Raw genomic sequence first — 25,343 nt, 5'->3', positions numbered from 1 at the left:
TAGACCAACTAGGCTAAATAGCGCACCTGGCAAACTAAACATCGAGGTCTTTGACGAATACGGCATTGTCTTCGATAAACTCACGCCGTGGCTTAACTTGGTCACCCATCAGCATCGAGAAGACCTGGTCAGCGTCCGCTGCGTCTTCATCACGAACCCGTAATAACCGACGCTTTTCTGGATCCATGGTCGTTTCCCATAACTGTTCCGCGTCCATTTCACCAAGCCCTTTATACCGTTGTACAACTGGCTTCGGTGACGGTGCCAATTGCCCCATCACTTCACTCAATTCTTCGTCAGAATCGATGTACTTCACAAATTTACCTTGGCGTACTTGGTACAACGGTGGCTGTGCGATGTACACGAAGCCAGCGTCAACGAGTGGCCGCATGTAGCGGTAGAACAACGTTAGTAGTAATGTCCGAATATGGGCCCCATCGACATCGGCATCGGTCATGATAATCAGTTTATGGTAGTTCGCCTTGCTCAAGTCAAAGTCGCCACCAAAACCAGTGCCCATCGCCGTAAAGAGTGACCGAATTTCTTCGTTCGCCAGGATCTTGTCGATGCTGGCCTTTTCAACGTTCAGAATCTTCCCCCGGATTGGCAAGATGGCCTGCGTCAAACGCGACCGACCTTGCTTAGCGGAACCACCGGCGGAATCCCCTTCGACAATGAACAATTCACTGATTTCAGGGTCTTTACTCGTATTGTCAGCCAACTTACCGGGTAAATTGCTGATTTCCAGACCGCTCTTTTTCCGCGTCACTTCACGGGCCCGTTTAGCTGCGACCCGCGCTTTGGAAGCGAGTAACCCTTTGTCGACGACTTTCCGTGCGACACTTGGGTTTTCCATCAGGTACTTATTGAAATGTTCTGAGAAGAGCCGGTCCACGGCAGCCCGCGCATCCGAGTTCCCCAATTTGGTCTTCGTTTGACCTTCAAATTGTGGGTCCGGGTGTTTAACGCTGACAACGGCGGTCATCCCTTCACGGACATCTTCACCGGAAAGGTTAGCTTCGTTTTCTTTTAATAAATTATTCTTCCGTGCGTAATCATTGATTACCCGCGTTAAGGCCCGTTTAAAGCCTTCCTCGTGGGTCCCACCTTCATACGTATGGATATTATTCGTAAAGGTCATTAAATTGCTATGGTAGTCATCCGTGTATTGTAAGGCGACTTCCACGGTAATCCCCTTTTGTTCCCCTTCCACGTAAATCGGGTCTGGGAATAAAACGGTTTTGTTCTTATCAAGATATTCAACGTAATGCCGAATACCGCCTTCGTATAAGAAATCGTCCTCGGTTGGTTCTTCCGGACGATTGTCGCGAATCGTGATCCGCAAGCCTTTGTTTAAGAAAGCTAATTCGCGAATCCGGGTTCTTAAGATACTGATATCGTAGACGGTTGTTTCGCGGAAAATATCCGGATCGGGAACGAAGTGGACCGCGGTCCCGTGTTCCTCATCCGACGCGTCACCGATAATCTTCATCGGTGTCTTAACTTTCCCACGTGCAAAGTCCATGTAGTAAACGTGGCCATTCCGCGTGACTTTGACGTCCAATTCGGAAGACAACGCGTTAACTACGGAAGCCCCAACACCGTGCAGTCCACCGGAGACTTTGTACCCGCCGCCGCCGAACTTACCACCGGCATGGAGAATCGTATAGACCGTTTCCAAAGCGGGTTTCCCGGTTTTCTTTTGAATCCCGACCGGAATCCCCCGACCATTATCGGTAACGGTAATACTATTGTCTTTTTCAACGGTCACGTGAATGACGTTGGCAAATCCCGCTAAGGCTTCATCAATCCCGTTATCAACAATTTCCCATACCAGGTGATGGAGACCTTGGCTACTCGTTGTACCGATATACATCCCGGGACGTTTCCGGACAGCTTCTAGGCCTTCCAAAACTTGAATCTGGCTGGCGTCGTATTCGCGCGCACGTTCAAGCTTGGTTTCTTTTTCATTTTCGGTCAATGCGGTTCCTCCTCATGTAAAATGCCGTGGCTAACTTCAAATACTTTGGGCGCGTTAATTAACTTGCGGGCCACCCCGTCCAAACTCGGCGTGGTTAAAAAGGTCTGCACTTTATCTTGAATCGCCGTTAGTAAATGTGTCTGGCGCGCGGCGTCTAATTCTGATAATACGTCGTCTAATAGTAAAACTGGATATTCGCCGGTCTCAGCCTTCATCAGGTCGATTTCAGCGAGCTTCACAGAAAGCGCGGTCGTGCGTTGCTGTCCCTGCGACCCAAACGTCTGGACATTTTTGTCGTTGACGCTAAATTGTAAATCGTCGCGGTGGGGACCCAGTAACGTCGTCCCTTGAAAAATTTCTTTGGCTTCCTGTTGCGCATACAGTTTTTGTAAAGTCTGGTAAATGTGGTCGACCGACGTCTGATCAGCCGGTTCGACCTGTGTCACATAGTGAAAAGTAAGGTGTTCTTGTTGCTGAGTGATTTCGCTGTGGACCCCCTGAGCCCACTGTTCAAGTTGTTGGAGCAGCTCGAGGCGTTTGTGAATAATCTCCGCGCCAAACGCTGCTAATTGGTCTGAGAGAACGCTCAAATAGACTTTATCCTTGGCCTGATGACGATTTAATTGCCGCAAATATTGATTACGCTGTTTTAAAATCGTCCGGTACTGACTCAAGTTATAGAGGTACTTGGGGCTCATCTGACCAAATTCCATATCCATGAAGCGTCGGCGAACAGCCGGTGCTCCCTTAACGATTGAGAGGTCCTCTGGCGCAAACACGATCACGTTCAAGTTGCCAATGTATTGTGACAACTTGGCTTGCTCTAAATGGTTCACCCGCGCGCGTTTTCCCCGCCGACCGAGTTCTAACTCCAACGGAACGCTACCAGTCGCTTTATGTAGCCGACCTTTAAGCGTCGCCGTCTGAGTCTGCCAGCGAATGAGTTCCTTATCGTTAGCGGTCCGATGACTGCGTGTCAGGGCCAGCACGTAGATGGCTTCCAACAAATTCGTTTTTCCTTGCGCGTTTTCACCCAGAAGGACGTTCACCCCCTGGCTAAAGGTCACCTCAAGGTCCGCGTAATTGCGAAAATCATGCAAAATCAAATTTTCTAAGTACATCTAATCAGTCGTTTCTTGATTGCCGCGAATAAAAAATGATCCGTGGTCCGCAACTTCAATCGTATCGCCTGGATAAAGTTTACGTCCCCGCCGATCATCTGGTTCACCATTAACAAGAACGGTTGTTTCTTTCAAAAACCATTTTGCCTGACCACCTGATCCAATGATGGCGACTTCTTTTAAGAGTTGCCCTAACGTCATATATGGCGTTCTAATATCTACTGGCTGTTTCACAATGTCACCTGCCTTACCTTCGTTTACAAGCTATCAGCGTCGTAGTGGCGTGCTTTAAGACACGCCTCAACAGGTTATATTATACTTGTTTTTTAATGAAAATTCAATTTATAACCGTGCTCAGAGCCATTTTAAGACGATTTAAGCTGATTTAATGTTGGGGTACTAACCGGGGGGTAAATTTGCTAAAATTCCCAAAATTTGCGATTTTTAATAAAATCACCTGTTTTTTTGCCCTAAAAATCAATGTAAATCGATTTTCATACGCCGCCATTCATTTCAACCTAACGGGATGTTAGCTGGTTAAGCTTTTTTGGTCGAATAAGAATGCATACTAGTATTCAAGAGCCTATTTTAATTATTCATTTTGTTGAACTTCAAAAGTTACATCATTGCTTTGAGCTAGTTATATCACCGCTTATAGTCACTTAATGCCAATCAAAAAGGGCGTCATTTCAATTAGAAATGACGCCCTTTTTAGGTGCCTTTGTATATTTATTCAGCTACTTAGAACGTCCGTACCGGCGTGATCAACTGAATAAAGTTTTCGCCTTCTTCAGTTGGCACCAGCGTAAACGGCCGGAGTGCCATGGTGAATGAAATCTTGATCATGGCCTGGCCAAATGAACGCAAGGCTTCTTTCATGTAATCCGGGTTAAAGGAAATTTCGAGTTCTTCGCCATCTAACTCAGCGGGTTGCAGCTTTTCAGTTACTTCACCAACGTCGGGTGAGTTCCCAAAAATCGTAATGGTTTTATCGCTTGGGTTAACGGAGAAGCGCACAACGTTATTCCGACTTTCATGGGATAACAGTGAGGCCCGTTCGATTGCAGCGGATAAAGCCGGTGCTTCGATTTCGACCGTCGTGTTGGAATCCTTTGGAATCAACCGCGATGTATCCGGGTAGTTTCCTTCGAGTAAACGGGAATAAAACGAAGTGTTACCTAACACAAATAGGACTTGGTTTTCTGATAACCGCATCTGAACGTCTGGATTATCGTCACCAATCATCCGGGATAGTTCCGTTAAACTCTTTCCGGGGATGATCACGTCATAATCGGCATTATTAGCTTCTGGTAATTTAATCTTACGTTGACTTAACCGGTGTGAATCCGTTGCAACTGCGAGGAATTCGCCGTCTTTCAAGATAAAGTGAACCCCCGTTAAAATGGGCCGACTTTCTTGATTAGAAACTGCGATAACGGTTTGGCCGATCAATTCTTTAAAGACGTCACCCGCTAAGGTGATGGTATTGGTCGTGTCAATTTCAGGTAAGTGCGGATAGTTTTCTGGGTCTAAGCCGTTGATCGTAAATGAAGCGGCGCCAGAAGTGATTTGGGTTTGGAACCCATCAACGACGGCGACTGTCATGGTATCTTCGGGTAATTTTTTAACAATTTCGCTGAAGAACCGGGCTGGTAAAACGACTGAACCGGATTCTTCAACGACTAACGTATTGTTGTCATCGTTAGCAGGAATCGTAGTTTCAATAGAAATATCAGCGTCACTACCGGTTAAAGTAATGGCGTCACTAGCAACGTCTAATTTTAACCCCGTTAAAATCGGAATTGTCGTTTTTGATGAGATTGCGCGTTGCACGTTATTTAACTCTTTAATAAAGGCTGATCGATTGATCGTGAATTTCATAAGTTGATCCTCTCTTCTAGGGACGCAAGCCTAGATATAGATTAATAAATAAAAGTTCGTAGTAATAGTAGGGCGGTGGGTAATGTGGAAAAGTATAAAGAAGCCAGTCGTTACAAAGTTTTCCACATGTGCATAAGTTGTGGAAAACTTTAGGACTTATTCAATTTTATCCACACTAAGCTTTTAGCTGTCCTTTCAGATCACCGATTGCTTTTTGCAATTCTGGGTCTGTTTTAAGGGCCGCTTCGATTTTATCATACGCGTGAATAACCGTCGTGTGATCCTTACCGCCAAACTCGTTACCGATTCGTGGTAGCGAACTATCAGTTAATTCGCGTGACAGGTACATCGCGATTTGCCGTGGTGTCACGATTTGTTTATTGCGCTTTTTCCCCTTAAGCTCGGCCATTGTAACGTGGTAGTACTTGGCGACCTTTTCCTGAATGACGGGGATCGAGACTTCTGATAGTTTACTGCTGAGATGCAAACTCTTCAACGCATCCGCGACTAAACTAGTCGTGATCCGTGAGTTGTTTAGTTTCGAATAAGCTTGAACGCGGGCTAAAGCCCCTTCAAGTTCACGAACGTTTGAATCAATTTGGCCGGCGATATAACTAAGCGTATCGTCGGGAATTTCGATTTTTTCCAAGTTAGCTTTGTTCCGTAAAATTGCGATCCGGGTTTCGAGATCCGGCGGCGTAATATCAACGGATAGCCCCCATTTGAAGCGCGATACTAAACGATCTTGCAATTGCGGAATCTCGTTGGGCAATCGGTCAGATGTCAAGACGATTTGTTTATCATCTTCATATAACGCGTTGAATGTATGGAAGAACTCTTCTTGAGTTGCTTCCTTATTGGCAAAGAATTGAATATCGTCAACCAGCAAAAGATCAACGTTGCGGTATTCTTCTCGAAACGCTTCTTGCTTCTTCGTCTGGATCGCGTTGATCAATTCATTAGTAAAAGACTCACTGGTGACGTATTTAACGTTCCGAGTGGGATCTGTCTCCAATAATTTGTTGCCGATAGCGTGCATTAGGTGGGTTTTCCCCAGACCAACGCCCCCGTAGAAAAACAACGGATTATACATTGTCCCGGGTTCTTCCGACACAACTAACGCAGCGGCGTGGGCCATTTGGTTCCCCTTGCCAATCACGAAAGTATCAAATGTATATTTCGGGTTGAGTTTCGTTTCCCGCATAAATGTGGGGGTAGTTGCGGTGGTCGATTTACCAATCGCAACGTTACCGGTGTCGGCTTGCGAATTTTTCGTAAGCTGCTGACGTTCTTCTTCCGTTATCATGACCGGACGAATCTGCTCGTGGGTCGCTTCCATTGCAAGGTCTGTAAATTTAGCGGCCAGATTTTTTTCCCAATAATCGCGGTGTAAAGACGTTGGTACCTCGATCGTCATTTGGGAATTATCTAGTTGGAGCGGTTTTGCCGGCGCGACAAACGTTTGGAACGTGATATCTGAGAGATCTTGTTCCAAAGAGAACTTAATGAGATTCCATAAGTTATTAAGTTCCAGCACGTGGATACCCCTTTTCTTAAAAAACGTAATTCCATTTTAGCATGAACATTTATAGTTTTCCACAGGTGGACAAGTGAAAGTTAGAATAATTCACAGGGTGTTTACGGAATATACACAGGCTGTCGAAAAGAAACTCGAAAATAAAATGACTAAGAGTTATCCACAAAAACAAGTTTAAAACTAGGGTTGCTATGATAACGTTTCTAAGAGTTATACACACCAGATAAATGCCCTGTGCATAACTTAATCACACCCCGTGATTTTGTGGAAAGGGTTGTGGACGGCCTGCGAATAACGGAAAGTTAGGTTTGGACAATCCACAAGGTTACTCACGAGTTCCCTACTAAAATTTCCGCAAATTTAGGGGTGAAAATTCTATTTTCCGGTTTTCAAATTAAATAATATATGCTATAGTAGTCAGGAAATGCGTTTAGGATTAGACTGCGTTTTGAAAATAACGACTTAATCGAATTGATTCATGTCATTATGGAGAAGGAGGTGTCATGATGAAGAGAACTTACCAACCAAAGAAGCGGCATCGTCAACGTGTCCATGGTTTCCGCAAACGGATGAGCACCAGCAATGGCCGTAAAGTGTTAGCCCGTCGACGCCAACGAGGCAGAAAAGTATTGTCTGCATAGGCCACTGATAATCAGTGGCTTTTTCTTTACAGTCCTAGACCTTCATTAGTCTAGGACTGTAAAGTTATGTAGCAATTCGCTCAGGTTAGCTTGAGCGCACACATGGAGATGGATTATGCGAAAATCATATCGGGTGAAAAAGGAAACTGAATTTCAGCAAGTTTTTGAGACCCGCAACTCGTATGCCAATCGTCAATTTGTCATTTACGTTTTGGAAAAACCGGAGCAACCCCATTTTCGGGTGGGCATCTCAGTCGGTAAAAAGATTGGGAATGCCGTTGCCCGTAATTGGGTCAAGCGCCGGGTTCGGCAATCAATCACCGAGTTAAAGCCGCAGCTTAAACAAGATGCCGACTTCCTCGTCATTGCCCGACCAACCGTTGCCGGTAAGTCGCAAGCCGAAACCAAAGCTTATCTAAGCCATGCGCTAAAGCTAGCGCACCTGCTGGACAATGATTAAAGTGAGGACATTCGTTTGAAAAAGTACAGAAGAATACTGGCAATGCTGGCCGTACTAGCGATCGCACTAGTTTTGACCGGGTGTAGCAATACCCCGATTACGGATAAGAGCACCGGATTTTGGGATGGCTTAATCATCTTGAACTTCTCACGGGCGATTATTTGGTTATCAAACTTGTTTGGTCAAAGTTACGGGATGGGGATTATCCTCTTTACGTTGATTATCCGGATCATCATTCTTCCATTGATGATCTTCCAAACCCGTAACATGGTAGCAATGCAAGAGATCCAACCGCAGTTGAAGGCGATTCAAAAGAAATATTCTTCACGCGATGTGGAAACTCAGCAAAAACTACAAGCCGAGATGAAGCAGCTGTACGCTAAGCACGGCGTTCATCCGATGGCTAGCATGTTGCCATTACTAGTTCAATTGCCAATCCTGATTGCGTTGTACCAAGCCATCTGGCGGACGCAAGTCTTGAAGAGCGGAACGTTCCTATGGCTTCAATTAGGTAACAAAGACCCGTACTACGTTTTACCGATCCTAGCGGCGATCTTTACGTTTGCTAGTTCGTGGTTAGCGATGAAGTCGCAACCAGAGCAAAACGGTATGACGACGTCAATGACGTACTTAATGCCAGTGGTTATCTTAATCACTGCCATCAACGTACCATCTGCGTTGTCGTTATACTGGGTGATCTCCAACGCGTTCCAAGTTGGACAGACCTTGTTACTACAAAACCCATTCAAGATTAATCGCGAACGGGCGGAAAAGAAGCAAAAAGAACGCGATCGTCAACGAGCACTTGATAAAGCAAGAAAACGTGCGGTTCGCAATCATAAACGTTAAATACAAATGGACCTGCCATGTGTGGCGGGTCTTTTTTGTTGGCCTAAAATCCAGAAAATGGAATCTGTGAATTCATGTTTACTAAACGGTCAATAACGTTTACTTACTGAAGGTTAAAACTTAAATTTAAGGATTAGTTACTGTTGCGTCAATATCTGGACCAACAAAATTAGCGTTTATAAGCTATTCCGGTCGCCACTGATGACATGCGGTCGTGGGACCGGGTCTAGCCTGGGGAGCGGTCTAGTCCCTCGCCCGGAACGATTGCAAAAGGCGTAATTGTCCCGGACCGTCCGTGGTGTAAGCCCGGCAAAAAAAGCGCCGCGCCAACACCACCTTCACGACCGATGTCATCAGTTGCGGCCTCCGATTATCTGATGAAAATAACAATAGTAAGATTATTCTGCCTGACGAAGCAATTGGTTTAGGAATAACAACTAATATTGGCAACATACTAGCACTAACAAAGTCGGTAAAATTGTCGCTTCTGGCTAATTTAATGCTTTCAACCTTGAGTTACTTACATAAATTTGTACTTTGGACGGCGGCTACGATTATGAAAATCTGGTCCGTTCGGTGCTGATAGCAATATCAATAGTAAGGCTATTTTAGCGAAGGCAGGCAGAATGGTGTGCTGTGTCGGCAAGATTAGTGGGCGGGCTTTGCACTAATCTTGCGGGGCACTTCAAAGACGTGGGGTATCGGCCTTGAAGTGAGGTTTCAGACCGTACTTTGGCTGAAACCGCCCCCCTTAGCACACTGGTTCTGACTGACGAAGCGGCAGGCTCAGCAAAAAATTTCATTGATAGCATGGAAGTATCGATAAGTTCAGGGCTTTCATACTTTAGTGGGGTTAACCTTCCTAGCGCGTTGGTTGAATGGTAATGCTATAATGGACGCAGGTATTTTTTATGAGGAGGATAATAACGTTATGACAGTATTTGAAGGTAATACCGTCGAAGCCGCAATTACGGCTGGTCTAAAACAAATGCAACGCACTCGTGATCAAGTGACGATTGAAGTGGTCGCAGAACCTAAGAAGGGTTTCTTAGGTCTGGGAAAGCAGCCTGCACAAGTGCGTTTAACGGTGGTGCCAACCTCCGCAGCATCGACGAATGCACCCACGACCGCTACCACGGTTGCACCAACAACGGCCCCGACGAGTGCGCCGCTTAGTGCCGATCCATTACCAACGGTGGCTCAAGCAGCGCCAATCGTCGCTTCCGCAGCAACGGTTACCACGAAGCCTGCAAAATCGAAGTCCGCTAAATCACAGGCACCTGCCAAGAAATCAAAGGCCAGTGTTAAAGCTGCGGCGGACGTTCAAGTAGATGCTAAACCAGCGGCACAGGAATCTACGCGTTCACCAGAAGAAATTGCCGCGCGCCAAGCAGCCAACGAGCAAGCGGTCCGTGACTTGAGCGCTTATTTACTCGAAGTTGTTAAAAAATTAGGGATTACGGCTGATCTTGACGTTGATTTTGGTAACCGGTACGCAACGTTGAATTTTGATACCGCTAAACAAGGCTTGCTGATTGGGAAACACGGCCGGACAATCAACGCTTTACAAGATTTGGCACAGGTCTACATGAACCATCACGGGGCGTCACACGTCAACGTGGTCTTAGACGTAGACGATTACCGGGACCGCCGGGAAGCAACGTTAAAACGGTTAGCGGAAAGCACCGCGCGGGAAGTGATTGCGACGGGCAAACAAGTCTTTTTAGATCCCATGCCATCGTTTGAACGGAAGCTTATTCACGCCGAACTAGCGAATAATCGTCACGTAACGACTTTTTCAGAGGGGCGTGATCCGCACCGGGCCGTGGTTGTTGCTATCCGGAAATAGTCCAGTTTAGAGAACGCAAACAGGCGTTTGACAAACGACTATTGAGCTATTATAGTAAGTATTAATCATTCTTATCTTTTAGATAAAGTAGTCAAAGTGCTTTATCCACGCTTTAAGGTGGCGTGGACTAGGCGCTTTTTTTCTGCACTTTAGGACATATTATTAACTAATTGTAAGTATTTTTGGTATGGTATTAGGCGGTATAACGGGTTTTATCACTCGTTTGCGCTTAAATAAATCGTTTGTATTGACAGCTAAACCGTGGGGTAAACGCACGGGGTAGTCAACGTTCAAGAAAGGACATGATGAGTGATGCCAACAACCACGGAATTTGATACGATCGCGGCGATTTCTACGCCACCTGGTGAAGGTGGAATTTCAATTATTCGGATTAGCGGGGACCAGACGTTTAACGTCGTTTCCCAGATATTTAAAGGCAAGGATTTAAGCAAAGCTAAATCGCACACGATTAATTACGGGCATATTATTGACCCTGACACCCAACAAGAAGTTGATGAAGTGATGGCTTCCGTTATGCGGGCACCTAAAACGTATACGCGAGAAGACGTTATTGAAATTAACTGCCACGGGGGCTTAGTCGCGACGAATGAAATCTTGCAACTGATTTTAAGTCACGGTGCGCGAATGGCAGAGCCGGGCGAGTTCACGAAGCGGGCGTTCTTAAACGGTCGGTTGGACTTGTCACAGGCTGAAGCCGTCATGGACTTGATTCGAGCTAAGACGGACAAATCAATGAAGGTTGCGTTGAACCAGTTAGATGGCGATTTATCTAAACTGATTCGGCACCTCCGTCAAGATATTTTAGACGTCTTGGCACAAGTCGAAGTCAATATCGACTACCCCGAATATGACGCGGTTGAAGCGATGACGACCAAGATGCTGAAAGAAAAGGCGACTGAAGTTGGTCAAAGTATTGATCAATTATTGGCCACGGCGAAGCAAGGAAAAGTGCTCCGTGAAGGGTTAGCGACGGCGATTATTGGCCGGCCAAACGTTGGTAAATCAAGTCTGTTAAATCACTTGCTTCACGAAGACAAAGCCATCGTGACCGACGTTGCCGGGACGACGCGTGACGTGATTGAAGAATACGTCAACGTTCGCGGTGTGCCGCTAAAATTAGTTGATACGGCCGGAATTCGGGATACTGAAGATAAGGTCGAAAAAATCGGTGTTGAACGCAGTCGTAAAGCGATTGGTGCGGCCGATTTGGTCTTGTTAGTTTTAGATAACAGTCAACCGCTAACCGCGGAAGACCGTGCGCTTTTGAAGGAAACGAGTACTTCTAAGCGGATTGTCATCCTAAACAAAACGGACTTACCAGCCCAGTTGGATCAGGACGAACTCGCTAAAAACGTCGACTTAAAAGACGTTTTAAGCATGTCGGTGCTCCAACAAGCGGGTGTTGAACAACTGGAACAACGGATTGCCAAGATGTTCTTCAGTGAAGGTATCGAAAGCAGTCAAAACAGTGTGATGGTCACTAATGCGCGACATATTGGTCTGTTAAATCAGGCTAAGCAGGCGTTGCAAGACGTCCAAACGGGGATTGCAGCCGGGATGCCGGTCGACCTAGTACAAATTGATATGACCCGTTGTTGGGAATTTCTGGGACAAATTACCGGGGACAGTTACGAAGATGAATTATTAGACCAGCTATTTAGCCAATTCTGTTTAGGCAAGTAGTGTAGGAGGAAAAAATTATCATGACAGAAGTAAAGCAGTACCAGGGCCGCGACTACGACGTGATCGTCGTTGGGGCGGGACACGCTGGTTCAGAAGCTGCGTTAGCCGCAGCCCGGATGGGTAACCGAACCCTACTAATGACTATTAATTTGGACATGGTTGCGTTTATGCCTTGTAACCCGTCCGTCGGTGGCCCTGCTAAGGGGATTGTCGTTCGTGAAATCGATGCGTTAGGTGGCGAAATGGGCCGCAACATCGATAAAACCTACGTCCAGATGCGGATGCTAAATACTGGTAAGGGCCCAGCTGTCCGAGCATTACGGGCACAAGCTGATAAGCATGCCTACCATTCAGAAATGAAGCACACGATTGAACGCGAAAAGAACCTGACACTTCGTCAAGGAATCGTTGACGGGTTAATCGTGGAAGACGGTATTTGTAAAGGGGTTATCACCAATACTGGTGCCCGTTACAGCGCCAAGAGTGTTGTTTTGACGACTGGAACGGCGGCACGTGGGAAGATCATCATCGGTGAATTGATGTATTCTTCAGGTCCTAATAATTCACAGCCAGCCATGAAGTTGTCTGGCGATTTGGAACGGCTAGGCTTCGACCTGGAGCGGTTCAAGACTGGGACACCGCCACGGGTTGATGGGAATACGATTGACTACAGCGTGACGGAAGAACAACCTGGTGATCCAGAACCACATCACTTTAGTTTTGAAACGAAGGATCAGGATTACCTCGACTTAAAGCACCAGTTATCTTGCTGGTTGACGTATACGAACGAAACAACCCACCAAATCATCCGTGAAAACCTCGACCGTGCGCCGATGTTTACCGGTGTGATTGAAGGGGTAGGCCCTCGTTATTGCCCATCGATCGAAGATAAGATTGTCCGGTTTGCGGATAAGAAGCGGCACCAACTCTTCTTGGAACCTGAAGGTCGGAATACCGATGAATGGTACGTTCAAGGTTTATCAACTTCGATGCCAGAAGAAGTCCAACAAGAAATCTTACATTCAATTAAGGGACTAGAAGATGCTGAAATGATGCGCCCTGGTTACGCGATTGAATATGACGTGGTCGCACCTTACCAATTAAAGGCGACCCTAGAAACGAAGCGGGTTAAGAACTTGTATACCGCGGGACAAACTAACGGGACTTCCGGCTATGAAGAAGCCGCTGGCCAAGGCTTGATTGCTGGGATCAACGCTGGTTTACGTGCGTTAGACCGCGGTCAGTTTACGCTGAAGCGGAGTGACGCCTACATTGGTGTAATGATCGATGACCTGGTGACCAAGGGAACGAACGAACCTTATCGTTTGTTGACGAGCCGTGCCGAATACCGGTTGATCTTGCGCCATGATAACGCGGACTTACGTTTAACCGATAAGGGTCACGAACTTGGTCTGATTGATGACGATCGTTACGCTGCGTTTGAAGCAAAACGACAAGCTATTCAAGATGAACTTGACCGTTTAGGCAAGTTCCGAATTAAGCCAAGTGATGAAGTTAACGCCTTTTTACGGGCACATAACTCCGGTGAATTAAAGGACGGCGTGTTGGCAGCTGATTTTTTGAAGCGGCCAGAAGTAAGCTATGCTGATTTGATGAAGTTTGTGCCGGCAGCACCAGAACCATTGGAACGCCACATCATTGAACAAGTTGAAATCCAGATCAAGTACGCTGGTTATATCATGAAGGCGGAAGAACGGGTTGAACATCTGAAGAAGATGGAAGCCAAGAAGATTCCTGACCGGATTGACTACGATGCCATTGATGGGCTAGCCACTGAAGCACACCAAAAGCTAAAGAAGATTCAACCCACAACCATTGCCCAAGCTTCCCGGATTAGTGGGGTCAACCCCGCTGACATCGCCATCTTGAGTGTTTACATTCAACAGGGCCGGATTGCTAAGGTTCAAGATTAATTAAAAGAGTGGTCCAGAAGGCGATTAGTTTGTGAGCATTAACGTGAAATCAGCGACTATTCCCAGGTTTGGAATGGTCGCTGATTTCACGTTAAGCGGAGCAAATTGCCTTTTGGACCACGTTTCGACCATAACAATAGGAAAAAGCCATTCGGAAATATTTCTGAATGGCTTTTTTGAGGCTTGTCCCATTTTAGAGATAAGGATAATTTTTGTAAAAACGGTTAATCATTCACAGACAAGCGCCATTAATTGGATTATAATAATTGGAAGTTATAAGGGGCTAAAGGGAGCAACGGAATGAAAACTTTCAAGAATATTATGAGCTGGGTGCTGCCTATCGTAGTGGGGTTGCTCGTTGCCACGGTCATCCGGCACTACGTCTTCACAATGGTTCGTGTAGATGGACCGTCAATGGAGCCTAACTTAGAGAATAATGAACGGGTAGCGGTCGTTAAAACGGCGCAGATCAAACATTTAAGCGTGATCGTGTTCAACGCGTACAAAGTTGATCCGGATGCGACGTCAAAAAATGTGAAGTACGTCAAACGGGTGATCGGGATGCCGGGTGATACCGTTCGCGCGCAAGACGGCAAGATTTTCGTGAACGGCAAGGCCATCTCACAGAAGTTCATTAGCCAGTTTGAACGGACACAGGGGACGGGAAATTGGGATATTGCTGCCTTGTCCAATCGGAACAATTGGGTCTTAAAGACGACTAAGGTGCCCAAGAATAACTACTTCGTGTTGGGGGATCACCGGTCAGTTTCTAATGACAGTCGGTACTGGGGCTTCGTCCCGGCGAACCGCGTGATTGGCGTTGTTAAGATTCCTATCTGGGATTCGCACGCAACCAGGCGTCACAATGTAAATGTAATCGGCTATTAAGCTGAACGAGACTGCTATCATATAGTAGCCTCTTTTTTTTAATCTTAGAGTTCAGAAAAGTAAACAAAATCGGCTTTCTGATTGAATTTAAGCGGTAACAAGCCTAGAATGGTAACAATATTAAGTGACATGACATTGTATTAAATTAATCATTGATGGAGGGAACGCACATGGCAACAAAATTAACACAAAAAGCGTTAGCCGCATTGCGAGCCAAGCACGCGGAAGATCCGAGCGCACCGGTTTTGACCCGGACCATCACTAAAAATGGGATTAAGGCGGCCAGCTTTGATAATCAAGCCGCTAGTCGTTTGGACCGGACGTTTTCAGTAGAAGTTCCAACGGGCAAAGTCAGCAACCAGAAACACAGCGGACGGTGCTGGGAATTCTCACTGTTAAATACGTTACGGCATAAATTTGCGACGAAGTACCACGTTAAAGATTTTGAATTATCCGAAAATTACTTATTTTTCTGGGATAAAATTGAACGCGCCAATATTTTTTACCGCAATGTTGAACAGACGGCGCGGCAGCCAATCAACGACCGGTTAGTCCAGTTTTTATTTGATAACCCGGGTGAAGATGGTGGCCAATGGGCGATGGCGGCGAGTCTCGTCCAAAAGTACGGGGTCGTACCCGCCAGCGTGATGCCAGAAACTTATAACACCGATAACACGTCTGAATTTCAGGAAGTCTTGTCACGTAAGCTACGTAAGGATGGCTTGAAATTACGGCAGTTAGTGATGAATGGCGCTAATGAAGCGGAGTTACAGTCACTCGAGAAGAGTATGCTGCAGGAAGTATACCGGATGGCGGCCTATTCCTTTGGCGAGCCACCGACTCATTTTGACCTAGAATACCGCGATGATGAACATCAGTACCACCGCACGGCTAACTTAACGCCACAACAGTTTTATCAGGACTATTTTGACACTGATTTGGACGATTACGTGGTCGTTACTAACTCACCCGATAAGCCGTTCAACCAGCTCTATAGTTTGCCGGATGAAGACAATATCATTGGCGGCAAACCGATTGAATTTTTGAACGTTGACATGGGCGTTTTAACGGACGTCGCGGTCCAACAATTGAAGTCTGGTGAAACGATCTGGTTTGGAAACGACGTTTTACGGCAAATGGATCGTAAAGCCGGCTACCTTGATGCGCACCTATTTGAATCCGCCAAGTTATTCGGCATTAACGGCCATATGACAAAAGCCCAACGGTTATTGACGGGTGAAGGTGAAGTGAGTCACGCAATGACCCTGACCGGCGTTGATCTGGTCAACGAGACACCAACTAAGTGGAAGGTTGAGAATAGTTGGGGTGTTGAAAACGGTGATAAGGGCTACTTTGTGATGACGCAGGAGTGGTTCGATGCGTACGTTTACGAAGTTGTCGTGCATAAGCAGTTCTTAGCGCCTGAATTTCAAGCGTTGCTAACGGAACCAGCCCGGCGCTTGCCGGCCTGGGATCCGTTGAGTTAGGGGGCCGCGGTAATGGGAGTATTTGCTGATCGTTTAAAGACCGCGATGCAACAAGCAGACGTGACGTCCGCGCAACTGGCGAAGCAGACTGGGATTGGTCGTTCATCGATCAGCCAGTGGCTCAGTAGTAAATACGTGGCCAAGCAAGATAAGGTCGCAACTTTGGCGGATGCCTTACAAGTTGATGCGGAGTGGTTGCTTGGAACGAGTGACGTCCAGGCCCCACAGGCAGCGGCCGTAACTGAACCAGCTACGGTGGTTGATCCCGAATTAGTTTCAATCTGGGAACAGCTAGATGAAGCACAACGGGCGAAATTAGTAAAAAAGGGGCGCCGGTTGCTACAAAAAGAAACTGAACCGGCACCGAAGCGTAAAGCTAAAAAGAAGAAAAAGAAATCAAAAAAACGTAAAGCCTAGTAAAAAGGGAGCCACCACAGTCACGTACTGCGGATGGTTCCCTTTTATGATGATATTAAATGATTAGTTAATTTTGTCGAGGGGCCACTTTTCCCAGTCTTTTGCCCAGATGAGACCCATCACGCCCTCACCAACGTGGACGCCGACCACTGGGCCAATTTCACCTTCGTCAATGGTTAAGTCGGGGAAGGACGCTGTTAAATCAGCGGTCCATTCAGCCTGTAACTTGGGATTATTCCCGTTTTCGATAGTGACTCGGAGGGGGTAATCCGCAGCTTCGATTGCTGCAGCGAGCTTTGCTTTGATGGCAGCGTAGGCGCGGCGCATGGTCCGTTCCTTTTCAATGGCGACGATTTTGCCGTCCTCAAAAGTTAACACGGGTTTAATGCGGAGCAAGTTACCAACGAGGCCGGATGCATTGGATAAACGGCCGGTTCGAACGAGGTGGCTAAGGTTATCAACGACGAAGTAAACTTGGGTTGTATCCCGGATATTTACTAGTTGGTCAAGAACTTGTTCAGGCGTATATCCGGCAGCGATTAACTTTGCAGCCAGTAGGACCATGTAAGCTTCACCAGCCGCTGTGATTTTTGAATCAAACGGGTAAACGCGAATATTAGTGACATTGGGCAAGTAGCTCTCAAGGTTGGTAATGAAACTCGTGATTCCAGAGGAAAGGTGGATGCTAATGACTGCGTCGTACCCTTCCGCTGCTAATTGATCATACATTGTTTGCATTTGCCCGAGGGTAATCTGCGTCGTCGTCGGTAGCTCCGGTGTCGTCCGCATCCGTTCGTAGAACTGTTTGGATGTGATTTCAACGTTTTCTAAATAAGTTTGTTTCCCGAAAATGACCGTGATCGGAACGACGTGAATGTTGTACTTTTGGATGTCAGCAGTTGATAAGTAGCTGGCACTATCCGTAACAATTGCGGTTTTCATGGTTACCCCACTTTCGTTGTGAAAGAATTAAGTAGTATTATACCGCTTGTGACCTTGCGAATCTAGCACGGACGCCGGCAGTGGGGCCCGTGAGGATTGTAATTAAAAACAAGAACCGGCATAATAAGAACAACTAAAATTGGGGAAGGGATGCACATGACAGCAAAAGTTGAAATCAAGGCGGCGACGGCAGCGGACCAAGCAGCGTTGGCACAAATCTACTTGATTGACCGTCAGCAAGATTTTCCGTGGGTCGTCTCACCGCAACTGAAAGACTTCGAACATGATAGTCGCGGCGAATTTGTGCTGGTTGCGTGGGTAAATGGCCAACGCGCTGGTTTTTGTTCGCTATACCGATTAGCTAACTTTATTCACCTCCTATTCGTAGCACCGGATTTTCGGCACTTGAAGGTGGGCGAAAGTTTATTAGAAGAGATGCGCCAATATGCGACCGAACCATTAACCTTAAAGTGCGTCATGGCTAACGAACCCGCGTTAAAATTTTACGACCAGGTTGGCTTTCAAATTGTTAAGGCGGACCGGAATGCGTTGCCGCCAAATTACACGTTACGCGATACCAGGGTCGATCAATATATCGCACTTGTCGATTTAGAAGCACATCCAGAATAAGGGTGATAAAAAATCTAATCTTTTTTTAATTTTTGAGTTGACATCCCGCTAATCCAGGATTAAGCTCTAAACATTAATTAAATTTAGATTAAAAACTGTGATGAGGAACGGTATTAAGATTGTTAGTCAGCGAGCTGCGGATTGGTGAAAGGCAGTCAAGACAACTTGGTACGGATCACCTCGGAGTTGCGTCTCGAAGATTGGTTGGAGAAGACGCTGGATGGTACCCATTAGTATACCGGCGTATCGCGCATTTGTGCCGTACGTTGAGGTGCTTGTTGTGAAGCAAGCACGAATAAAGGTGGTACCCCGTTTAAAACGTCCTTTAATTGACTCGAATGAGTTAGTTAAAGGACGTTTTTTTGATTGAATTTAAAGGTGGTGAGGATGATGAAATCGGACATTCAGGTGGCTAGTGATCGACAAGTGTGGGCAACGATGACTAGCCGCGTTTTAGGAAGAACCATCCTCGAGATGGTTGCGTAAGATTGATTCAACACATAGTTTAGTACCGAACGTTAACACATAATGAAGTCACAAAACACATATTGAGAAACAAGCGCAATTCATGCGACACATAGCAGTAACACATAGTAGCAATTGGACAAAACATACACATACGGAGGAATAGCTTATGACAACTACCACAATGACTGAAACGGAAAACCAATTAGCACAACAACTTTTTAATGCGTATCAGACAAAACACGCGCTTAACGCGAATGATTTCACGACGCAACTCGCGGGTGAAGACGCGGCTTACCGAGTGCAAGCGGAACTAACGACCTTAAAAAATCAACCCGTTGGCGGGTACAAAGTCTCATTGACGAGTGCGACGACGCAAAAGATGTTTGATGCCGATTCGCCACTGTACGGGGCCCAGGTTGCGAATCACTTCTTAGCAGCGCCGGCGACAGTACGCCAAGGGGCAATGATGTCACCACTAGTGGAAGTTGAATTGGTCTTTAAGGCTAAAGAGAAATTAGCTGCGACGGATAGTCTGGAAGACTTATGGCATAAAACAACGGTTGCACCGGGCTTAGAATTACCGGACTCACGGTTTGCTGACTGGTTCCCAGACTTAGCCAAAAATTTGGTTGTGGCGGATGCCGCGGTCGGGGGCTTAGTCGTTTATGGCACCGAACTAGACACGGATCAACGTTTTAGTTCAGTCGAAGACGTTGCGACGCCACACTGCACACTGTGGCATGACGGTGAGAAGCTGGTCGATGGCGCGGCGAGTGAGGTGTTAGGTAACCCGCTGAAGTCCTTACAGTGGTTAGTCTCGAAATTAGATGCTCAGGGCAAAGCGGTGACGGCTGGTCAGCGGGTTTCTTCAGGGACCTTCGTGCTACCACCACATTTAACGACGGGACACTGGCAAGCGGACTTTGACCATGAACTCGGTAACGTTCAGTTGGACGTAACGGCCGATTAAAGGTGTATGGAATGTTTCACGTGAAACATTCGCACGCTACTAATAAAATGAATTGAAGCCAAAACAAGCCTTACTAACAGTGATTAAAATCATTGCTAGTAAGGCTTGTTTTGATAATAGTTACTATTTTAACCGGTTGAACTGTACCGGTTGTTTCTATAGTAAGGTTTTATTTGTTTAAACGGTGATAGTTTTGGTCGAAGTACTTGCCGTTACGGATGTCATCGGGTAAACCTTCATATGGGGCTTCTGCGATGACGTCATCGTTATTTTGACCCGCGTCACCAGCGTAAGTGATGGTTGCAAATTCAGGGACAACTAATTTTGGATAAGTGGCGTACTTTTCACGTGCGGCTTCCATGACGTCGATATGGTCGTTTTGGAAAGTCACGGTAATCTCAGGATGTTCTTGAACCCATTTAGGGAAGAAGATGGTCCCGTTAACCTTATTTTCGTTTGGTAAGAAATCTAAGGCAACGTCGGTCCCAGTTGGCTCAGTCCAAGCAACTTTGTAAATACCTTCGGTGAGCATGACAATGTTTGCTTCCTGATCCTTGACCCAGCGACCGGCAACCATACCGCCGTGAATTCGGTAATCAACGGTATGGTCATTTTTAGCGTACCATTCGTATTCCCAACCGTTGTCGTAAGTGTAAATAAAGTGGGTGCCTAAGAAGTCGTCGAGAGTTTTAAATGTTTTTGTCATGTAGATAGCCTGCTTTCTCAAATTATGTTATTTTTAACGTGTAAATAATTACATGTATTTAACGATGTGATTAGTCTAACGCGCTGACTGGCAAACGTCAAGCTAAAAGTAATTTTAAGCGCTAAGACGGGGATGAGCGTACTTAGTTAGGTGCGTTAACGGGGTGAATATTCAGTAATTCTAAACATGTCCCTTATGAGTGGTTTTGAGTGTATACTGAGTGCAAAGGGGGGCTTTTGATGGCACAAAAAAACAAACTCCAGTTTATTATTTTGGGGCTACTTAACCAGCAGCCGTTGACGGGCTACGACCTAACCAAGGCGTTTGATACTGAAATTGGTGAGTTCTGGCAGGCTCAGCATAGTCAAATCTATCCGCAACTCAAACGGTTGGAGGAGCAGGGCTACGTCACCCACGAAATTACGGTGAGTGGAGCCAAGCTGGAAAAGAAGCTGTACCACGTGACGGCCACGGGTGCGGAGCTATTGCGCCAGTGGATCACGGTCGGGACCCCCGATTTGACCGCAACTAAGGACGAATTTATTTTGAAGCTCTACTTTATTCATTCGAACCGTGATCCGCGGTTACCAATGATGATTCAAGAGCAGCTTCGGTTACACACGGATAAATTGGTTCATTTGCGGCAACGGATGACGGTCGTCTTCCCAGACAAAGCATTGATTGAGGCACACTACGGACACTATTTAATCTTGCAACACGCGATTGGCCGGGAAAACTACTACGTGACGTGGCTTAAGCAGACTCTAGCAGCGCTCCCGGCAGAACAATAGTTGCGGTCTCAAGTTGAGGAAAGCGTTATAATAGCGATAATCAGACTAATTCAAGTCAATTAAGGAGCGTTAATTCTATGGATAGCAAAAGCATGAGTGACCCACTAATCTATCGGCGGATACTATTGACCGTTGACGAGGATGACAACACGTCATCTGAGCGGGCGTTTCGTTATGCCACCACGTTGGCGCGTGATTATGCGGTGCCGATGGGGATTTGCTCAGTAATGGAAAGCGAAGATATCAATATTTTTGATTCACTGACGCCATCTAAAATTCAGGCAAAGCGTCACCACGTTGAAGACGTCGTGGCGGAATACGTCAAAATGGCTGAGGCGGAAGGCGTGGCCCACGTTGAACCCTTAGTTTATGAAGGCGGCGACGTGGATGACGTTATCTTGGACCGGGTGATTCCAGAATTCAAACCTGATCTGTTAGTGACGGGGGCGGATACCCAGTTTGCCCATTCGAAAATTGCGGGTGCGATTGGCCCACGGTTAGCACGTAAAGCCCCAATCTCGGTTATTGTGGTGCGATAAACAGCGATATTGAGTTAAAATAATAAAAAAAGACTGTTCAGAAATCCAAAAATTTCTGAACAGTCTTTTTTGTCGCTTAGATTGTCTCATAGTAGCAACGCTATCAGTAATTAACGTGACTTTGTGTCAAAAGTACTAGGAATATTAAGTTAATTTAATATTTCGTTTAGCAGCCGTTGTGCATGATTGAGCTTGTTATTTAGTTATTTTAAAAATCTAAAACGCCTTTAAATAGGGCGATGTGGGCTACAGACGACAACTGGTGGCAATAAATTTTAAATTTCTTGTTGATTTTTTAACAAGGTCGCCTATAATAAAGATTGTAAAATAATTCACAAGGAATTGAAATGGAGGAACAGATTTATGATGAAAGCCACAGAAACAACCAAAACCGACAAAAACACGAATGAAGTTAATGACCTCATTGCTCGTTCAAAAAAGGCGTTAGCTGAATTAAAATCATACTCCCAGGAACAAATTGATGAATTATGTGAAAAAGTAGCTGTAGCTGCTTTGGATAATCATATGAAATTAGCCAAGATGGCCGTTGAAGAAACCAAGCGTGGTGTGGTTGAAGACAAAGCCATTAAAAATATTTATGCAAGCGAATACATTTGGAATAGCATCCGTCATGATAAGACCGTTGGAATCTTAGAAGATGACGATGAAAAGCAATTGATGACGATTGCCGAACCAGTCGGGATCGTTGCCGGGGTTACCCCAGTAACCAACCCAACTTCAACGGTCGTTTTCAAAACTTTGATTTCATTAAAGGGACGTAATACGATCGTCTTCGGGTTCCACCCACAAGCACAAAAGAGTTGTGCTGAAACGGCCCGGGTGATTCAAACCGCAATCGCCGCTGCTGGTGGCCCTGCCGATGCCGTTCTGTTCATCGAACACCCAAGCATTGAAGCAACTAACGATTTGATGCACCATCCTGACGTTGCCACGATTTTAGCTACTGGTGGCCCAAGCATGGTTACAGCCGCATACTCATCAGGTAAACCAGCCTTAGGTGTTGGTCCTGGTAACGGCCCTACTTATATTGAAAAGACTGCTGATATCAAACAAGCTGTCAACGACATTGTTCTTTCAAAGACTTTCGATAATGGGATGGTTTGTGCTTCTGAAAACAGTGCCATTATTGACAAAGAAATCTACGCTGACGTGATGGCGGAATTCAAACGCTTAGGCTGCTACTTAGTTAAGAGCAAAGACGTGCAAGCATTGAGTGATGCTGTTATTGATCCTAACCGTCACACGGTTCGGGGCCCAGTCGCAGGGAAATCTGCTTATGAAATAGCCCAGATGGCCGGCTTAAAAGATGTCGACAAGAACGCGCGGGTGCTTTTAGCTGAAATTGATGGTGTTGGGGTTAAACATCCATTATCAGGTGAAAAATTATCACCAGTATTGACGGTCTACAAAGCAACTTCTCATGAAGCAGCCTTCAAGCGGGCTAACGAATTACTACATTATGGTGGTTTAGGCCATACTGCTGGGATTCACACTAAGGATGACGAATTGATCAAACAATTTGGCCTTGAAATGCCTGCTTGCCGGATCTTAGTCAACACACCTTCTGCCGTTGGTGGGATTGGTAACATCTACAACAACATGAAACCATCATTGACGTTAGGGACAGGTTCATACGGTGGTAACTCGATTTCTCATAACGTTACAGATACCGACTTAATCAATATCAAAACGGTTGCGAAGCGTCGGAACAATATGCAATGGGTAAAGATGCCTCCCAAGGTCTATTTTGAGCGGAACTCCCTCCGTTACTTGGAAACGATGGCTGGTATCAAAAAAGTTTTCCTAGTTTGTGACCCTGGGATGGTCAAATTTGGGTATGCTGACCGGGTAACAGCTGTCTTGAACAAGCGGAAAGAACCCGTTGACATCGATATCTTCTCTGAAGTTGAACCAAACCCATCTTCAGACACGGTTTACAAAGGTGTTGCTCGGATGAAGACCTTCGAACCAGATACGATTATTGCCCTTGGTGGTGGGTCCGCAATGGATGCTGCTAAAGGGATGTGGCTCTTCTATGAACATCCAGAAACATCCTTCTTAGGTGCAAAGCAAAAGTTCTTGGATATCCGGAAACGTGCTTACAAAGTACCCGTACCTAACAAGGTAACTTACATTGGGATTCCAACGACTTCTGGGACTGGGTCTGAAGTAACGCCATATGCGGTTATTACCGACTCACAAACCCACGTTAAGTACCCAATCACTGACTACGCAATGCAACCAGACGTTGCGATCATTGACCCACAATTTGTTGAAACGGTTCCGGCGCGGACGACTGCTTGGACTGGGCTGGATGTCATTACCCACGCCACAGAATCATACGTTTCAACGATGGCTTCGGATTACACCCGTGGCTGGTCAATTCAAGCTTTGAAGTTAGCCTTCAAGTACTTGAAAGCATCTTACGATGGCGACAAGCACGCCCGCGAGAAGATGCACAACGCATCAACGTTAGCCGGGATGGCTTTTGCGAACGCCTTCTTGGGAATTAACCACTCAATTGCGCACAAACTTGGTGGGGAATTCAACTTACCTCATGGGTTAGCCATTGCGATCACTTACCCACAAGTTGTTCGTTACAATGCCGAAATCCCAACTAAGCTAGCAATGTGGCCTAAGTACAACCACAACACTGCTTTGAAGGACTACGCGGATATTGCCCGGGCGCTTGGCTTCCCAGGTAAGACTGACGAAGAACTCAAGGAAAGCTTGGTTAAGGCCTTCATCGACTTAGCACATTCAATGGATGTTACTTTGTCACTCAAGGCTAACCGCGTTGAAAAGAAGCACTTTGACGAATCCGTTGACCATTTAGCAGAATTAGCTTATGAAGATCAATGCACGACTGCTAACCCACGGGAACCGCTTATTAGCGAACTGAAGACTATTTTGGAACGCGAATGGGATGGCCAAGGAACTGAAAAATAATCGTGCCGTTAAATTAAGTCTTCCATTTTAAAACTAGAGCCCTCAGGGGAACGATGAACTGTCATCGTTTCCTTGGGGGCTTTAGTTTTAGCATCAGGTGACGGAAATTAAGTACTATATATAGAAGAAAACGAAATTAATTATGCCTAAGTTTGAAACTAAACTATGTGAACTTAGGTTAGTAGGTTCATTGGAGTTAGAATAATTCAGACGGCGCAGTGCAATATTCTTGGTGTAGCGGCAGGTGGGGAAAGGCGGCTTAGTAGAATTTTTTGAGGTTATTAGTAATTAAGGGTTGCAAGTGGGGGAGAAGACTGGTAAATTAGTAAATGCTGTTGCTGCGATAACCAGCAAGCTTGAACACTTAATTTAGGATAATCCAAAATAACTTTTAAAAGTTATTGACAAGATGTTTCGTAATTGGTAAGATAGTTTTTGTTGTCACAACGACAGCCATGACAATTGAGATTGTTGCTTCTTGAAAAAAAGATGTTGACATGAAAAACTTAAGATGTTATGATTATTAAGTTGCGTTAAGGAATTAACGTAACGAATTAGACCTTTGAAAACTGAACAAA

21 protein-coding genes are annotated in these 25,343 nt (G+C 45.8%); 14 read left to right on the top strand and 7 right to left on the bottom strand.

Annotated features, from left to right (window positions below; genetic code table 11):
• Positions 1-34 precede the first annotated feature (34 nt).
• The 5 genes from gyrB to dnaA all read right to left on the bottom strand — a co-directional run bounded on the left by gyrB (position 35) and on the right by dnaA (position 6,520).
• The gene (gyrB, locus tag IV64_RS03245) at positions 35-1,981 is read right to left on the bottom strand and encodes a DNA topoisomerase (ATP-hydrolyzing) subunit B (RefSeq protein WP_057705740.1); all 1,947 of its coding nucleotides are present in this window, start codon (positions 1,979-1,981) and stop codon (positions 35-37) included.
• Positions 1,978-3,102 carry a DNA replication/repair protein RecF gene (gene recF / locus IV64_RS03240; RefSeq protein WP_057705739.1) on the bottom strand — a complete coding sequence of 375 codons (1,125 nt, stop codon included), beginning with the start codon at positions 3,100-3,102 and terminating at the stop codon, positions 1,978-1,980. Before recF ends, gyrB begins: the two co-directional genes overlap by 4 nt.
• Positions 3,103-3,336, bottom strand: coding sequence for a S4 domain-containing protein YaaA (yaaA, locus tag IV64_RS03235; RefSeq protein ID WP_057705738.1), 234 nt, complete (start codon positions 3,334-3,336; stop codon positions 3,103-3,105).
• A gap of 507 nt (positions 3,337-3,843) precedes the next feature.
• A complete protein-coding gene (gene dnaN, locus IV64_RS03230; RefSeq protein ID WP_057705737.1) occupies positions 3,844-4,983 on the bottom strand; it encodes a DNA polymerase III subunit beta in 1,140 nt (379 codons plus the stop codon).
• 175 nt (positions 4,984-5,158) lie between these two features.
• The gene (gene dnaA, locus IV64_RS03225; RefSeq protein ID WP_057705736.1) at positions 5,159-6,520 is read right to left on the bottom strand and encodes a chromosomal replication initiator protein DnaA; all 1,362 of its coding nucleotides are present in this window, start codon (positions 6,518-6,520) and stop codon (positions 5,159-5,161) included.
• Between the two features lie 506 nt (positions 6,521-7,026).
• Here dnaA and rpmH point away from each other — a divergent pair.
• The 9 genes from rpmH (at position 7,027) to IV64_RS03180 (ending at position 16,749) form a co-directional block, all read left to right on the top strand.
• Positions 7,027-7,161, top strand: coding sequence for a 50S ribosomal protein L34 (gene rpmH, locus IV64_RS14035; protein ID WP_003640225.1), 135 nt, complete (start codon positions 7,027-7,029; stop codon positions 7,159-7,161).
• 115 nt (positions 7,162-7,276) lie between these two features.
• Positions 7,277-7,621 (top strand): ribonuclease P protein component, encoded by a 345-nt coding sequence (rnpA, locus tag IV64_RS03220; RefSeq protein WP_057705735.1) that lies wholly within the window; start codon positions 7,277-7,279, stop codon positions 7,619-7,621.
• A 15-nt stretch (positions 7,622-7,636) separates the two neighbouring features.
• On the top strand, positions 7,637-8,470 hold the full coding sequence (gene yidC / locus IV64_RS03215) for a membrane protein insertase YidC (protein ID WP_083491554.1): 834 nt from the start codon (positions 7,637-7,639) through the stop codon (positions 8,468-8,470).
• Between the two features lie 931 nt (positions 8,471-9,401).
• A complete protein-coding gene (gene jag / locus IV64_RS03210) occupies positions 9,402-10,319 on the top strand; it encodes an RNA-binding cell elongation regulator Jag/EloR (protein WP_057705733.1) in 918 nt (305 codons plus the stop codon).
• 312 nt (positions 10,320-10,631) lie between these two features.
• The gene (gene mnmE / locus IV64_RS03205; protein WP_057705732.1) at positions 10,632-12,023 is read left to right on the top strand and encodes a tRNA uridine-5-carboxymethylaminomethyl(34) synthesis GTPase MnmE; all 1,392 of its coding nucleotides are present in this window, start codon (positions 10,632-10,634) and stop codon (positions 12,021-12,023) included.
• A 20-nt stretch (positions 12,024-12,043) separates the two neighbouring features.
• Complete coding sequence (gene mnmG / locus IV64_RS03200; protein ID WP_057705731.1) at positions 12,044-13,957, top strand: tRNA uridine-5-carboxymethylaminomethyl(34) synthesis enzyme MnmG; 1,914 nt, start codon at positions 12,044-12,046, stop codon at positions 13,955-13,957.
• A 300-nt stretch (positions 13,958-14,257) separates the two neighbouring features.
• Positions 14,258-14,845: a signal peptidase I gene (lepB, locus tag IV64_RS03190; protein ID WP_057705729.1), complete on the top strand. Its 588-nt coding sequence runs from the start codon at positions 14,258-14,260 to the stop codon at positions 14,843-14,845.
• A 170-nt stretch (positions 14,846-15,015) separates the two neighbouring features.
• On the top strand, positions 15,016-16,332 hold the full coding sequence (locus tag IV64_RS03185; RefSeq protein WP_057705728.1) for a C1 family peptidase: 1,317 nt from the start codon (positions 15,016-15,018) through the stop codon (positions 16,330-16,332).
• A 12-nt stretch (positions 16,333-16,344) separates the two neighbouring features.
• Positions 16,345-16,749, top strand: a complete 405-nt coding sequence (locus tag IV64_RS03180) for a helix-turn-helix domain-containing protein (protein ID WP_057705727.1) — start codon at positions 16,345-16,347, stop codon at positions 16,747-16,749.
• A 63-nt stretch (positions 16,750-16,812) separates the two neighbouring features.
• Here IV64_RS03180 and IV64_RS03175 read toward each other — a convergent pair whose 3' ends face one another.
• Positions 16,813-17,691, bottom strand: a complete 879-nt coding sequence (locus IV64_RS03175; RefSeq protein ID WP_057705726.1) for a DegV family protein — start codon at positions 17,689-17,691, stop codon at positions 16,813-16,815.
• Positions 17,692-17,847: 156 nt separating this feature from the next.
• Between IV64_RS03175 and IV64_RS03170 the strand changes: the two genes are divergently transcribed.
• Positions 17,848-18,321, top strand: coding sequence for a GNAT family N-acetyltransferase (locus IV64_RS03170; RefSeq protein ID WP_057705725.1), 474 nt, complete (start codon positions 17,848-17,850; stop codon positions 18,319-18,321).
• A 634-nt stretch (positions 18,322-18,955) separates the two neighbouring features.
• Complete coding sequence (locus tag IV64_RS03165; protein WP_057705724.1) at positions 18,956-19,759, top strand: 2-keto-4-pentenoate hydratase; 804 nt, start codon at positions 18,956-18,958, stop codon at positions 19,757-19,759.
• Between the two features lie 169 nt (positions 19,760-19,928).
• Here IV64_RS03165 and IV64_RS03160 read toward each other — a convergent pair whose 3' ends face one another.
• Positions 19,929-20,465, bottom strand: a complete 537-nt coding sequence (locus tag IV64_RS03160) for a phenolic acid decarboxylase (RefSeq protein WP_057705723.1) — start codon at positions 20,463-20,465, stop codon at positions 19,929-19,931.
• A gap of 239 nt (positions 20,466-20,704) precedes the next feature.
• On the opposite strand from IV64_RS03160, the gene IV64_RS03155 reads away from it, so the two are divergent.
• From IV64_RS03155 to adhE, 3 genes are all read left to right on the top strand, one after another.
• The gene (locus IV64_RS03155; protein ID WP_057705722.1) at positions 20,705-21,256 is read left to right on the top strand and encodes a PadR family transcriptional regulator; all 552 of its coding nucleotides are present in this window, start codon (positions 20,705-20,707) and stop codon (positions 21,254-21,256) included.
• Between the two features lie 77 nt (positions 21,257-21,333).
• Positions 21,334-21,795: a universal stress protein gene (locus tag IV64_RS03150; protein ID WP_057705721.1), complete on the top strand. Its 462-nt coding sequence runs from the start codon at positions 21,334-21,336 to the stop codon at positions 21,793-21,795.
• A gap of 366 nt (positions 21,796-22,161) precedes the next feature.
• On the top strand, positions 22,162-24,765 hold the full coding sequence (gene adhE, locus IV64_RS03145; protein ID WP_083491556.1) for a bifunctional acetaldehyde-CoA/alcohol dehydrogenase: 2,604 nt from the start codon (positions 22,162-22,164) through the stop codon (positions 24,763-24,765).
• Positions 24,766-25,343 lie beyond the last annotated feature (578 nt).

Origin of the sequence: Lactiplantibacillus xiangfangensis (genome assembly GCF_001438845.1) — a bacterium.
Taxonomy (GTDB): Bacteria; Bacillota; Bacilli; order Lactobacillales; family Lactobacillaceae; genus Lactiplantibacillus; species Lactiplantibacillus xiangfangensis.
The sequence above is the reverse complement of the archived record's forward strand: the minus strand, read 5'-3'. Positions and strand labels throughout refer to the sequence as shown.